13 protein-coding genes, 1 tRNA gene and 1 pseudogene are annotated in these 12,687 nt (G+C 54.4%); 12 read left to right on the top strand and 3 right to left on the bottom strand.

Annotation, left to right across the window (positions count from 1 at the left end):
• Positions 1-201: 201 nt before the first annotated feature.
• Together sdhE and EDF73_RS26525 are read left to right on the top strand one after the other, a co-directional pair.
• A complete protein-coding gene (sdhE, locus tag EDF73_RS26530) occupies positions 202-468 on the top strand; it encodes an FAD assembly factor SdhE (protein ID WP_132731923.1) in 267 nt (88 codons plus the stop codon).
• On the top strand, positions 449-859 hold the full coding sequence (locus EDF73_RS26525) for a protein YgfX (RefSeq protein WP_132731922.1): 411 nt from the start codon (positions 449-451) through the stop codon (positions 857-859). Before sdhE ends, EDF73_RS26525 begins: the two co-directional genes overlap by 20 nt.
• Before the next feature lie 6 nt (positions 860-865).
• On the opposite strand, the gene fldB is transcribed toward EDF73_RS26525, so the two are convergent.
• Positions 866-1,387 (bottom strand): flavodoxin FldB, encoded by a 522-nt coding sequence (fldB, locus tag EDF73_RS26520; protein ID WP_132731921.1) that lies wholly within the window; start codon positions 1,385-1,387, stop codon positions 866-868.
• A 178-nt stretch (positions 1,388-1,565) separates the two neighbouring features.
• On the opposite strand from fldB, the gene xerD reads away from it, so the two are divergent.
• The 5 genes from xerD to lysS all read left to right on the top strand — a co-directional run bounded on the left by xerD (position 1,566) and on the right by lysS (position 7,685).
• Entirely contained in the window at positions 1,566-2,462 is an 897-nt protein-coding gene (gene xerD, locus EDF73_RS26515; RefSeq protein ID WP_132731920.1) for a site-specific tyrosine recombinase XerD, read from the top strand.
• A gap of 22 nt (positions 2,463-2,484) precedes the next feature.
• Complete coding sequence (dsbC, locus tag EDF73_RS26510; RefSeq protein WP_132731919.1) at positions 2,485-3,198, top strand: bifunctional protein-disulfide isomerase/oxidoreductase DsbC; 714 nt, start codon at positions 2,485-2,487, stop codon at positions 3,196-3,198.
• 5 nt (positions 3,199-3,203) lie between these two features.
• Positions 3,204-4,937, top strand: a complete 1,734-nt coding sequence (gene recJ / locus EDF73_RS26505) for a single-stranded-DNA-specific exonuclease RecJ (protein WP_132731918.1) — start codon at positions 3,204-3,206, stop codon at positions 4,935-4,937.
• Positions 4,938-5,059: 122 nt separating this feature from the next.
• Positions 5,060-6,158, top strand: a protein-coding gene (gene prfB / locus EDF73_RS26500) for a peptide chain release factor 2 (RefSeq protein WP_132731917.1) whose coding sequence is annotated in 2 segments (ribosomal slippage) — positions 5,060-5,134 and positions 5,136-6,158 — 1,098 coding nt in all. Because the reading frame shifts where the segments join, the coding sequence is not laid out codon by codon here.
• Between the two features lie 9 nt (positions 6,159-6,167).
• On the top strand, positions 6,168-7,685 hold the full coding sequence (gene lysS, locus EDF73_RS26495; RefSeq protein ID WP_132731916.1) for a lysine--tRNA ligase: 1,518 nt from the start codon (positions 6,168-6,170) through the stop codon (positions 7,683-7,685).
• A 46-nt stretch (positions 7,686-7,731) separates the two neighbouring features.
• On the opposite strand, the gene idi is transcribed toward lysS, so the two are convergent.
• Complete coding sequence (idi, locus tag EDF73_RS26490) at positions 7,732-8,301, bottom strand: isopentenyl-diphosphate Delta-isomerase (protein WP_132731915.1); 570 nt, start codon at positions 8,299-8,301, stop codon at positions 7,732-7,734.
• Between the two features lie 236 nt (positions 8,302-8,537).
• Between idi and actS the strand changes: the two genes are divergently transcribed.
• The 3 genes from actS (at position 8,538) to EDF73_RS26475 (ending at position 10,393) form a co-directional block, all read left to right on the top strand.
• A complete protein-coding gene (gene actS / locus EDF73_RS26485; RefSeq protein WP_132731914.1) occupies positions 8,538-9,257 on the top strand; it encodes an amidase activator ActS in 720 nt (239 codons plus the stop codon).
• A gap of 80 nt (positions 9,258-9,337) precedes the next feature.
• Positions 9,338-9,411, top strand: a tRNA-Gly gene (locus EDF73_RS26480).
• 667 nt (positions 9,412-10,078) lie between these two features.
• Positions 10,079-10,393 carry a hypothetical protein gene (locus EDF73_RS26475; RefSeq protein ID WP_132731913.1) on the top strand — a complete coding sequence of 105 codons (315 nt, stop codon included), beginning with the start codon at positions 10,079-10,081 and terminating at the stop codon, positions 10,391-10,393.
• On the opposite strand, the gene EDF73_RS26470 is transcribed toward EDF73_RS26475, so the two are convergent.
• Positions 10,390-11,196: a DUF4225 domain-containing protein gene (locus EDF73_RS26470; RefSeq protein ID WP_132731912.1), complete on the bottom strand. Its 807-nt coding sequence runs from the start codon at positions 11,194-11,196 to the stop codon at positions 10,390-10,392. The two genes, EDF73_RS26475 and EDF73_RS26470, sit on opposite strands and share 4 nt — an antisense overlap.
• Before the next feature lie 525 nt (positions 11,197-11,721).
• Here EDF73_RS26470 and EDF73_RS26465 point away from each other — a divergent pair.
• Positions 11,722-12,036, top strand: coding sequence for a DUF1493 family protein (locus tag EDF73_RS26465; protein ID WP_132731911.1), 315 nt, complete (start codon positions 11,722-11,724; stop codon positions 12,034-12,036).
• A gap of 311 nt (positions 12,037-12,347) precedes the next feature.
• Positions 12,348-12,593 (top strand): annotated as a pseudogene (locus tag EDF73_RS27900) (type IV secretion protein Rhs); the annotation flags it as partial.
• Positions 12,594-12,687 lie beyond the last annotated feature (94 nt).

The following is a 12,687-nucleotide window of genomic DNA, read 5'->3' as shown; positions in this document are numbered from 1 at the left end:
ATGGCACAAATGGAGAAACAACGGAAAATGATAACTCCATAGTTAACCTGCGGTTTTTATGGAATGCCGTTCGCTCTTCTCGATATTGCTGTAAAGTAACGGCAAAAAACGGGTTAAACTAACCTATCAACAACATCTGTCAGGCGGCGTTCAGGCCGGCTGGGGGATGAGGTGTGTATATCTTTACGCTGGAAGGACAACATGGACATTACTAACAAAGCCCGCATCCACTGGGCATGCCGCCGGGGTATGCGTGAACTCGATATCTCCATCATGCCGTTTTTCGAGCATGAGTACGATACCCTCAGCGATGAAGACAAACAGCTGTTCATCCGTTTGTTAGAGAACGACGATCCGGATCTGTTCAACTGGCTGATGAATCATGGCGAACCGGCTGATGCGCAACTGCAACGGATGGTAAAATTAATCCAGACTCGGAATCGGGAACGTGGTCCTGTGGCAATCTGATTTACGCATATCCTGGCGTTCGCAGTGGTTCTCTCTGCTGCTCCACGGCATCGTGGCGGCTATCGTGCTGCTGATGCCCTGGCCGCTGAGCTACACTCCGCTATGGCTGTTACTGCTGTCGCTGGTGGTGTTTGACTGCGTGCGCAGCCAGCGGCGGATCCACGCCTGCCAGGGTGAAATAAAGCTGATGACCGACTCGCGTCTGCGTTGGCAAAAGGCGGAGTGGGAGATTGTCGGCACGCCGTGGGTGATTAATAGCGGCATGTTGCTGCGACTTCGGGACGCGCAAACGCGCCGTAGCCAGCATCTGTGGGTGGCGGCAGACAGTATGGATGCTAAAGAGTGGCGCGATCTGCGCCGGCTGGTATTACAAAAACCGGCGCACGATTAAGCCGAATCAGGCGAACTGCTCAGCCATTTCGCCGAGGATTTGCTCGCACCAGTTCTGGATGCGGTCGTCACTCAGGTCATACTGATTGGTTTCATCCAGCGCCAGGCCCACGAACAGCTGGCCATCGGCGATAATCGGTTTCTGGCTGGTGAATTCGTAGCCTTCAGTCGGCCAGTAACCGATAAACTTAACGCCTCTGGCAATCAGCTTATCATGCAGCATCCCCAGCGCGTCGAGGAACCATTCGCCGTAGCCGAGCTGGTCGCCCATGCCGTACAGCGCGACGATTTTACCCTCGAGATCCAGCGTGTCCAGCTGCGGCCAGATAGCTTCCCAGTCTTCCTGAATTTCGCCGAAATCCCACGTCGGGATGCCGAGAATCAGCACGTCATATTGTGTCATCAGGGCCGGGGAATCATCTTTCAGATTATGCAACGTCACTAATTCCGGGCCGATGATATCGCGGATCTTCTCCGCTGCCATTTCGGTGTAGCAGGTACTGGAGCCGTAAAAAAGACCTATGTTCATGGCGTAAACATCTCAATTCATGCGGTGACTTTGCGGCTAGTTTATCAGAAAGGTGGCAGCAGCCGTCATACTTAAGCTTACCTGTCTGGCCGCGGGTAAAAACAGCGCCGCCGTTTTTGCCCAGCAGGACCGCGAATTTGGTTATACTGGGGCCGTTTTAACGAGCAAAGAGGCCGATGTGGAACAGGATCTTGCACGAATCGAACAGTTTCTTGATGCTTTGTGGCTGGAGCGCAATCTGGCGGAAAATACGCTGAGCGCCTACCGCCGGGATCTGACGATGGTGGTGGAATGGCTGCACCATCGTGGGCTGGCGCTGGTCAGCGTCAGCGGTGAAGATCTGCAGACGCTGCTGGCGGAGAGGCAAACGGGCGGCTATAAAGCCACCAGTACCGCACGCCTGTTAAGCGCCGTGCGCCGTTTCTTCCAGCATCTGTATCGGGAAAAAATACGCCCGGACGATCCCAGTGCGCTGCTGGCGTCGCCGAAGCTGCCGCAGCGGCTGCCAAAAGATCTCAGCGAAGCCCAGGTCGATCGCCTGCTGCAGGCGCCGTTAGTGGAGCAACCGTTGGAACTGCGCGATAAAGCGATGCTGGAGGTGCTGTACGCAACCGGCCTGCGCGTATCGGAACTGGTGGGGCTGACGATGAGCGATATCAGCCTGCGCCAGGGCGTCCTGCGGGTGGTGGGCAAAGGCAATAAAGAACGGCTGGTGCCGCTGGGCGAAGAGGCGGTGCTATGGGTCGAAAACTACCTGGAGCACGGGCGTCCGTGGCTGCTGAACGGCGTGGCGTCGGATGTGCTTTTTCCCAGCCAACGCGCGCAGCAAATGACGCGTCAGACCTTCTGGCATCGGATTAAGCACTATGCCGTGCTGGCGGGGATAGACAGCGCGAAACTCTCTCCGCACGTTTTACGCCATGCGTTTGCCACGCATTTACTCAACCATGGCGCGGACTTACGCGTGGTACAGATGCTGTTGGGACACAGCGATCTCTCAACGACGCAGATCTACACCCATGTGGCGACAGAGCGTCTGAGACAACTTCATCAACAGCACCACCCGCGGGCGTGAGTGCTGAATAAAAGGACTGAGTATGCAAAAAGGTTTACTGATGTTCACTCTGCTGGCGGCAACGCTGTCCGGCGCGGCGCAGGCCGACAGCGCGGCCATCAAACAGTCGCTGGCCAAGCTGGGGGTGCAGAGCACGGATATTCAGCCTTCGCCGGTCAGCGGAATGAGCACCGTGCTGACCGACGGCGGCGTGCTGTACGTGACCGATGACGGCAAGCACGTCATCCAGGGGCCGATGTACGACGTCAGCGGCGCGCAGCCGGTTAACGTCACCAACTCGCTGCTGGTGGCTAAACTGAACGCGCTGGAAAAAGAGATGATTATCTATAAAGCGCCGCAGGAAAAACACGTCATCACCGTCTTCACCGACATCACCTGCGGCTACTGTCACAAGCTGCACGAAGAGATGAGCGACTATAACGCGCTGGGCATCACCGTGCGTTACCTGGCCTTCCCGCGTCAGGGGCTGCAAAGCCAGACCGAGCAGGATATGAAGGCCATCTGGTGCGCCAAAGATCGTAACAAAGCTCTGGATGAAGCCATGGCCGGCAAAGGCGTACCGACGGCGAGTTGCAACATCGATATCAGCAAACACTACACCCTTGGCGTGCAGTTCGGCGTTAACGGTACGCCGGCGATGGTGCTGAGTAACGGCTACGTGCTTCCGGGTTATCAGGGGCCGAAAGAGCTGAAAGCCTTCCTTGATGAGCATCAAAAACAGACAAGCGGTAAATAATTCGCGTGAAACCACAGATACAACTACGCCGCCGTGAGGCGGTTGCGGATGCCGCTCTCCCGGCCGACCTGCCGCCGCTGCTGCGGCGGCTATACGCCAGCCGCGGCGTACTGCGCGCGCAGGAGCTGGAGCGCAGCGTCAAAGGCATGCTGCCGTGGACGCAACTGAACGGCATCGATAAAGCGGTGGAGATGCTCTACGGCGCCTTCCAGCAGGAGCTGCACATTGTCGTGGTCGGCGATTTTGACGCCGATGGGGCCACCAGCACCGCGCTGAGCGTACTGGCGCTGCGGGCGCTGGGCTACAGCAACGTCTCCTACCTGGTGCCGAATCGTTTTGAAGACGGCTACGGTTTAAGCCCGGAAGTGGTCGATCAGGCCCACGCCCGCGGCGCGCAGATGATTATGACCGTGGATAACGGCATCTCCTCGCATGCCGGCGTCGATCGTGCCCATGCCCTGGGGATCCCGGTGGTAGTGACCGATCACCACCTGCCGGGCGATACGCTGCCGGCGGCGGAAGCCATCGTCAACCCGAATCTGCGCGACTGCGATTTCCCGTCGAAATCGCTGGCCGGCGTGGGCGTGGCGTTCTATTTGATGCTGGCCCTGCGGACGTTCCTGCGCGATAAAAACTGGTTTGAAGAGCGCGGCATTGCCGCCCCAAACCTCGCGGAGCTGCTGGACCTGGTTGCGCTGGGCACGGTGGCGGACGTGGTGCCGCTGGATGCCAATAACCGCATCCTTACCTGGCAGGGACTGAGCCGCATTCGGGCGGGCAAGTGCCGTCCGGGGATTAAAGCGCTGCTGGAGATAGCCAACCGCGACCCGCGCAAACTGGCGGCCAGCGACCTCGGCTTTGCCCTCGGGCCGCGGCTGAACGCGGCAGGCAGGCTGGACGATATGTCGGTCGGGGTGGCGCTGCTGCTGTGCGATAACGCCGGCGAAGCGCGGATGCTGGCGAACGAGCTGGACGCCCTGAACCAGACGCGCAAAGAGATTGAACAGGGGATGCAGGCCGAAGCGCTAGCTCTGTGCCAGCAGCTCGAGCGCAGCAGCGAAACGCTGCCCGGCGGGCTGGCGATGTATCATCCGCAGTGGCATCAGGGGGTGGTCGGGATTCTGGCGTCGCGAATTAAAGAGCGCTTCCACCGCCCGGTCATCGCCTTCGCGCCAACCGGCGACGGGCTGTTAAAAGGCTCCGGCCGCTCCATTCAGGGTCTGCATATGCGCGATGCGCTTGAACGTCTTGATACGCTGAACCCGGGGCTGATCCTGAAGTTCGGCGGCCACGCTATGGCGGCGGGATTGTCGCTGGAAGAGGCGCGCTTTGAGGAGTTTCAGCAGCGCTTCGGCGAACTGGTCACCGAGTGGCTGGATCCGGCGCTGTTACAGGGGGAGGTGGTCTCGGACGGCCCGCTGGATGCGGCGGAGATGAGCATGGACGTGGCCCATATGCTGCGTGAGGCGGGCCCCTGGGGACAGATGTTCCCGGAGCCGCTGTTTGATGGTCGTTTCCGCCTGTTACAGCAGCGCCTGGTGGGCGAGCGGCATCTCAAGGTGATGGTGGAGCCGGTGGGCGGCGGCCCGCTGCTGGACGGTATTGCCTTCAACGTTGATACTTCGCTATGGCCGGATAACGGCGTGCGCGAGGTGACGTTGGCCTATAAGCTCGATATTAATGAGTTCCGCGGCAACCGCAGCCTGCAGCTTATCATCGACCATCTCTGGCCGGTCTGACGAAAAAGTCGTCAACAAAGAGGCCGACTGAAGGGCGAAGTGTCTATAAAAGAGAGCGGGGATCCGGTACAATTCCGCTCTTATCACCGCATTTTGACGAATCCATTAAAAGAAAATCGACCATGTTTGAAATAAATCCGGTAAAAAACCGCATTCAGGACCTCACGGAGCGCTCTGACGTTCTTAGGGGGTATCTTTGACTACGATGCTAAGAAAGAGCGTCTGGAAGAAGTAAACGCCGAGCTGGAACAGCCGGACGTGTGGAACGAACCTGAGCGCGCGCAGGCGCTGGGGAAAGAGCGTTCTTCACTGGAAGCCATCGTTGACACCTTGGATCAGATGTCTCAGGGGCTGGAAGATGTTTCCGGTCTGCTGGAGCTGGCTGTCGAAGCCGAAGACGAAGAGACCTTCAACGAAGCCGTTGCCGAACTGGATGTGCTGGAAGAGAAACTGGCGCAGCTTGAGTTCCGCCGCATGTTCTCCGGTGAATACGACAGCGCCGACTGCTACCTTGACATTCAGGCCGGCTCCGGCGGCACTGAAGCGCAGGACTGGGCCAGCATGCTGACGCGTATGTATCTGCGCTGGGCGGAAGCGCGCGGCTTTAAGACCGAGATTATTGAAGAGTCTGAGGGTGAAGTGGCGGGCATTAAGTCCGTGACCATCAAGATTATCGGCGATTACGCCTACGGCTGGCTGCGTACGGAAACCGGCGTCCATCGTCTGGTGCGCAAGAGCCCGTTCGATTCCGGCGGCCGTCGCCATACCTCCTTTAGCTCCGCGTTCGTCTATCCGGAAGTTGACGAGGATATCGATATCGAGATCAACCCGGCGGACCTGCGTATTGACGTTTACCGTGCCTCCGGCGCGGGCGGTCAGCACGTCAACCGTACGGAGTCGGCGGTACGTATTACCCACATCCCGACCGGGTTAGTGACGCAGTGCCAGAACGACCGTTCACAGCACAAGAACAAAGACCAGGCCATGAAGCAGATGAAAGCCAAGCTTTATGAACTGGAAATGCAGAAGAAAAATGCCGAGAAGCAGGCGATGGAAGATACCAAATCCGACATCGGCTGGGGCAGCCAGATCCGTTCTTACGTGCTGGATGATTCCCGCATTAAAGATCTGCGCACCGGGGTGGAAACCCGCAACACTCAGGCGGTGCTTGACGGCAGCCTGGATCAATTTATCGAAGCAAGTTTGAAAGCAGGGTTATGAGGAACCAACATGTCTGAACAACAAGCACAGGGCGCTGACGCGGCAATTGACCTTAATAATGAACTGAAAAGCCGTCGTGAAAAGCTGGCTCAGCTTCGTGAGCAGGGTATCCCGTTCCCGAACGATTTCCGTCGTGACCATACCTCTGACCAACTGCACGCTGACTTCGATGCCAAAGACAATGAAGAGCTGGAAGCGCTGAACGTTGAAGTCTCTGTGGCTGGCCGCATGATGACCCGTCGTATCATGGGGAAAGCCTCTTTCGTGACCCTGCAGGACGTTGGCGGCCGTATTCAGCTGTACGTTGCGCGTGACGATCTGCCGGAAGGCGTCTACAACGAGCAGTTCAAAAAATGGGACCTCGGCGATATCCTCGCGGCGCGCGGCAGGCTGTTCAAAACCAAAACCGGCGAGCTGTCTATCCACTGTACCGAGCTGCGCCTGTTGACCAAAGCCCTGCGCCCGCTGCCGGACAAATTCCACGGCCTGCAGGATCAGGAAGCGCGCTATCGCCAGCGCTATCTGGATCTGATCTCCAACGACGAATCGCGCCACACCTTTAAAGTCCGCTCGCAGATTCTGGCCGGTATCCGCCAGTTCATGGTAGGCCGCGGCTTTATGGAAGTGGAAACCCCGATGATGCAGGTGATCCCCGGCGGCGCGTCTGCCCGTCCGTTCATTACTCATCACAACGCGCTGGATCTGGACATGTACCTGCGTATCGCGCCGGAACTGTACCTGAAACGCCTGGTGGTGGGCGGCTTTGAACGCGTGTTCGAGATCAACCGCAACTTCCGCAACGAAGGGATCTCTGTCCGTCATAACCCCGAGTTCACCATGATGGAACTCTACATGGCGTATGCGGATTATAAAGATCTGATCGAGCTGACCGAATCCCTGTTCCGCACCCTGGCGCAGGATATTCTGGGCAACACCGCTGTGCCTTATGGCGATCAGACCTTTGACTTCGGCAAGCCGTTTGAAAAACTGACCATGCGCGAAGCTATCAAGAAATACCGTCCGCAAACCGAGATGGCGGATCTGGATAACTTCGATTCGGCGAAAGCCATTGCCGAGTCCATCGGCATTAACGTTGAGAAGAGCTGGGGTCTGGGCCGTATCGTGACCGAGATCTTTGAAGAAGTGGCGGAAGCGCACCTGATTCAGCCGACCTTCATTACCGAATACCCGGCAGAAGTTTCTCCGCTGGCGCGTCGTAACGATGAGAACCCGGAAATCACCGATCGCTTTGAGTTCTTCATCGGCGGCCGCGAAATCGGCAACGGCTTCAGCGAGCTGAACGACGCCGAAGACCAGGCGCAGCGTTTCCTGGATCAGATGAACGCGAAAGCCGCTGGCGACGACGAAGCGATGTTCTACGACGAAGACTACGTGACCGCGCTGGAGCACGGCCTGCCGCCGACCGCTGGCCTCGGCATCGGTATCGATCGTATGGTGATGCTGTTCACCAACAGCCACACCATCCGCGACGTTATTCTGTTCCCGGCGATGCGTCCGGTTAAATAAGCGCGTCCGCGCAAAGCAAAACCCCGGCCACAGATGCCGGGGTTTTTTATTGCTGCGCTGTGCCGTCAGCCAGTGAGGCGGCGTAGTTTATCAGCGCCAGACGCGCATCCTCATCCGCCGCTTCGAGCACCATCCACGGGCTGAATGCCCACGGCGTGACCGCCAGAGCCTGCAGCAGCGCATCCAGTTCACACCACTGATAATCCATGACCTCATCGCTATTGGGCAACAGCGGGCTGGTAATCCGCGCGGCGTACACCGGGCACACTTCGTTTTCGACAATACCGTTTGGCGCCACCGCCCGATAGCGGAACTCAGGATGAACGGGCGCGACGTTGGCGATATCGACGCCCAGCTCAAAGCGGCTGCGTCGCGTCACGGCCTGTTCAAAGGTTTCACCTTCCTGAGGATGCCCGCAGACCGAGTTGGTCCAGACGCCCGGCCAGGCTTTCTTACCCAGCGAACGGCGGGTCACCAGCAGCTGGCCCCGTTGATTAAACAACCAGCAGGAAAACGCGAGGTGTAAAGGGGTATTGAGGGTATGGGCAGCATACTTTTCCAGCATGCCAGCGGGTTTATCCTGCTCATCGAGCAAAATGACATATTCCCCGGTCATGACAACTCCTGATCATAAAAATGACCCGGCACACACTCGCCAGGTCATGCACTCAGGGCCTAGGGTAGCCGATAAATGCGCGAAAGGCATTACCTAAACAGGCTACCCTAACAGTTGGCAACCGCGACGGAGCGCAGGTGACATAACAAGCGTATCGATTGGGGATCTGCCGGCGGGCTGGTATGATGGTCGTCCATTGTGACGAGATGAGAGCTGTGTTAAGTGCAGGACGCCAGATGAGAAAACGCTTTTTTATCACGATGATGTTGGTCAGCAGCCTGGTTATTGCGGGATGTTCCAGTACATCTGATTCCGGTTCCGTCTACACCGTCAAACGCGGGGATACGCTGTACCGAATTTCCCGTGCGACCGGCACCAGCGTCAAAGATCTGGCCCGACTCAATAACATCTCCCCACCCTATACGATTGAAGTTGGGCAGCGTCTGAAGCTGAACCCGGCGGCAGGGGCGGGCTCTACGAAGAGTGCGAAGAAAACCAGCGGTACGCGTACCGCGGCGGCGAAGCCGCCGGCCGCTTTGCCGCCGGTATCCTGGCCACCGGTGGGGCAACGCTGCTGGCGCTGGCCGACCAGCGGCAAGGTGGTGCTGCCTTACTCCTCTAATGATGGCGGGAATAAGGGCATCGATATCGCCGGCACGCGCGGGCAGGCGGTTTATGCGGCAGGGGCCGGCAAGGTGGTGTACGTCGGGAATCAGCTGCGCGGTTACGGTAATCTGATCATGATTAAGCACAATGAAGATTACATCACCGCCTATGCCCATAATGATAAGCTGATGGTCAATAATGGCCAGAGCGTGAAGATTGGCCAACAGATTGCCACCATGGGCAGCAGCGATGCCGATTCCGTGCGTCTGCACTTCCAGATACGCTATCGGGCCACCGCTATCGATCCGCTGCGTTATTTACCGCCGCAGGGCAGTAAACCTAAGTGCTAACAGGTTAATTTATCGGCAGTTAGCGTCATTCAGTCTTGTAACATGGTGCGTAAGGTCTATAATGACCCTCGCACCTCAATGCGGGCGTAGTTCAATGGTAGAACGAGAGCTTCCCAAGCTCTATACGAGGGTTCGATTCCCTTCGCCCGCTCCAATTCTCCTGAATAATCAATAAGTTAGATTGTTCAGTCAGTTACATTGCCCTGCTTTACAGGTACAACTTAAACTACCCATTGTTCTACGCCCGCACCTGTCGTGTGATTGGTCTGTGGTACAGGGGAGCATATCTTCACACTGGCAGTCGTTCCATCGCTCATACTGCGACAGTCCAACATGAACACAAAGCCGTCTACCCGGCATAATTCCCCGAACTTTCAGTGAAGCGCATTTTTGCCGATGCTCCCACATGCCACACGTCGTGGTGACGTTGCAGGGAATAAACAGGTTTATGGTGGTTTTGGTACTTGCAAACCACATGCAAGCTCTGCCAGCGGTTCGGCCTCGCTCCTTCGGGTACATGGTCATCCTGATAAACCCCACTGTCTGACATACCCTGATGTGGTCGCCTGGCGGCTCCGCACGTTGTCTTACTACCAACGGGCTTTATGGCTGTTATTGTCTGAAATCTGATAAATAGCAGAAACATCATGCGATCGTTAATCTTATATCGTCGCAATGTCCTGGCATCACCCAGAAGTTAAGAAAGGGGAGATGGAGTCTGCCGAAAAGTTTCGGCTGGATTGCTGTAAAGTTCATCAGTATGATTGCTTGCACAATCAGCGATTGAGAAAAAACTTCTGGGAGATAAGGGACAAGACGATATGAAAGTGACTGATGAGGCTTTGTTACGTTCAGGGTTTACTCCATCGGATTTGCAGAAGATAAAAAACAACGTTGAAAGCTATGGTGGCACGTTGGGTGAGGCGATTCAGGATCTAGCTAATCGATTCAGGGTTGTTTTATGGATAGCATCGGCATGTCTGATGGTTTTTATCATTTTAGTGTTGTTTTCTGCGAAAGAAACCGTCGTGGGTGGTGGGATATCAATTCTGATCGCAATAGTCATCGTTGCATTTATTCAGCCGCCAGTCCTTTCTTATAAATCCTGGCGGTTCTGGAGAAAATTTAGAGGCTAATGGTTCGATGTGTCAGTAGAAAGCAGGTCAAATATTACTTTGGCCTTAAGCCCATAACCTACTATTTTCATCGTTAATTTTGGACGGCTCATCGTATCGACCTTGCGATAGAAATCACGGGGCATCCATTTAAATAGCCTCCATGCTTCGGGTCTTCTGGCTAATCCAAAGATGCTATATACACTTGCAGTTAACGTAATCGCGTTATAAATCGCAAGTCCTGTTTCAGGCTTGAAACCCATAAATTGGGCTGCTTCCATAGTGCCATCAGCCACAAATCCCTCTGTTTTATATTGTTTTCCATATATGCCAGGAATGATTTCTTTTGACAGACCGTTAATGCCATCAGTTACAAGGATAGCCCCTGCCAGCATACCTAAAGGTGTCATCGTAGCGACCATCAACGCACCGCCAGCAATTGCCATTCCAGAAACCACAATGTGAATAGCCGAAATCACGTATCCGACGATTTTATTATTTTCCTTAACAAACTCGACCTTCGCGTAAAGCTGTGCGGCTCTGGTTCTTAACAGGCGTTCTTGTTCGTGCAGATTATCCGTTTCGGCACGCAGATTTTTGATGCATGCAATGCATTCTTCATCGGTTTTGGCCCGTCGTGCAGTTTCAAATTCTTTCTCTACGACCTGTTTTATCTCTTCGACAAACTTGATACGTGTAAGACCATCTTGCAAATAGAATGCTGACAGCCGATTTGCTGTTTCGACGAGTTTCCGGGCTTCAAGATTCACCATGGTATCTGACCATGTTCTGTTCCAGCCCCTGTTGAGCAGCGCGATATCCATTAAAGACTCCTTCCCAAAATGTGTCTGGTCATTTTATGTGCAATAAGGTCGAAGACAACAGGAAATACTTTCACAACCCGCCCCGTGGGTGTCCCATCTCTTTATCCTCCCAGTTTACATCCTCCTGCTTAAAATATCCCTGGCTCTACATTCTCACGGCTTAGTAGAAAAATAGCTCCATCGCTCAAAATTGCAGCAAATTTAAAATATCTGACCGATTTTTGATAGTCTCGAAAGGACTACCTTTAGTGCCTGTACGAGGTAAGATTGATTACCGCCGTGCAACCAAAGGTACAAGCCTCTATCTCTTGTTTTCCGTAAGGTGTTCACAGGCTCCTTTGAGAAACGCAAAAGGACGCTCACAATTGCTTCGATACTCCGCAAAGATTGGGCATACACCACTAGTATCGGTGGTTATATTGGGCGCTGGGTACCGTGGATTGGTGTTGTGATCGCTGTTTACGATATTGGCGTCATTACTACTAATGTTGTTCATCGTTACCGATTAATTACGGGGAAATAGGTATGGATATCGATGCTACTGTTCACGGACTGATCGAAAAGCACTTTTGGAAGATGGACGATGATACATCACTGAGTGATGGTGATAATGTAGTGCTTCCAGAAGATATGGACTCATTCCTAAATGACTACTCTGAATCATTGAATGTAGATATCGAGAGTTCTAACTTTCGTCGCTATTTTCCCAGTACTGGCATTTGGTTTCTTCCAAACGCCATTCTTCCTGAATACCTCAAAACAGATCACCACAAACCAGAACCATTAACGGTACAAATGTTTATTGAAAGTGCTAAAGTCGGGCGCTGGCTCTACGACTGATCATCCGTGTCAAAGGTTTTGGTATACGAGCACTGCCCTTTAGTGATGTATGTGAATGAGTACATGCTGTTCTTATTGGACTGACCCCACCACGGTTGTGGGGTCAGTCCAGGAGCGCTTGCTGGAAGAACTTGCGCCGACGCATGAGCAACGGGAGTTTATCGAGTCCATGCTACAAGAGGACGGGGATAATACCAATGGGGAATAGCGCTTGCACCGTCACTGCGTTTGATGAATGGCTAATGTTCGCGTATAGACTATTTCGACTTATGATTTTACGATTTAGATAAATCATACAAGAAGGACTGTTTATGAGCGCACAGACAGATGAAGGAACATTACGCCGGATGACGTTAGGCGAGATTGCAATGGCTCGCAGGGTGTTCGGTGATTCGATAGTGTATAGCCGTGTCTGGATTCATTGCGACAGTTATTTACCCTTCGGACTACAGAAACAAAACTATGCGATGACTCCCAACGGGGAGTTATGGTACAGAAAGCCGATGTATAGGGAAGACTTTTCCGCAAATTCGGTTTTCATCGAAGATAAATACGTTTAGATTAGCCCCATAGATCACCAGACACTTCGCCTCTCTTAAAATAAGAGGTAGTCTTGGAACTATGTTTAACACCAGTCAGAATAATAAGATG

The organism is Klebsiella sp. BIGb0138 (genome assembly GCF_004342285.1).
In the GTDB taxonomy this organism is placed as follows: Bacteria; Pseudomonadota; Gammaproteobacteria; order Enterobacterales; family Enterobacteriaceae; genus Klebsiella.
This window is presented reverse-complemented; position numbering and strand designations above follow the sequence as displayed.

Bases quoted from the DNA above. Each gene is read 5' to 3' on its own strand.
- EDF73_RS26475 (WP_132731913.1), top strand. From the start codon at position 10,079: ATGAAAGTGACTGATGAGGCTTTGTTACGTTCAGGGTTTACTCCATCG.
- dsbC (WP_132731919.1), top strand. From the start codon at position 2,485: ATGCAAAAAGGTTTACTGATGTTCACTCTGCTGGCGGCAACGCTGTCC.
- lysS (WP_132731916.1), top strand. From the start codon at position 6,168: ATGTCTGAACAACAAGCACAGGGCGCTGACGCGGCAATTGACCTTAAT.
- idi (WP_132731915.1), bottom strand. From the start codon at position 8,301: ATGACCGGGGAATATGTCATTTTGCTCGATGAGCAGGATAAACCCGCT.
- fldB (WP_132731921.1), bottom strand. From the start codon at position 1,387: ATGAACATAGGTCTTTTTTACGGCTCCAGTACCTGCTACACCGAAATG.
- EDF73_RS26470 (WP_132731912.1), bottom strand. From the start codon at position 11,196: ATGGATATCGCGCTGCTCAACAGGGGCTGGAACAGAACATGGTCAGAT.
- actS (WP_132731914.1), top strand. From the start codon at position 8,538: ATGAGAAAACGCTTTTTTATCACGATGATGTTGGTCAGCAGCCTGGTT.
- EDF73_RS26465 (WP_132731911.1), top strand. From the start codon at position 11,722: ATGGATATCGATGCTACTGTTCACGGACTGATCGAAAAGCACTTTTGG.
- sdhE (WP_132731923.1), top strand. From the start codon at position 202: ATGGACATTACTAACAAAGCCCGCATCCACTGGGCATGCCGCCGGGGT.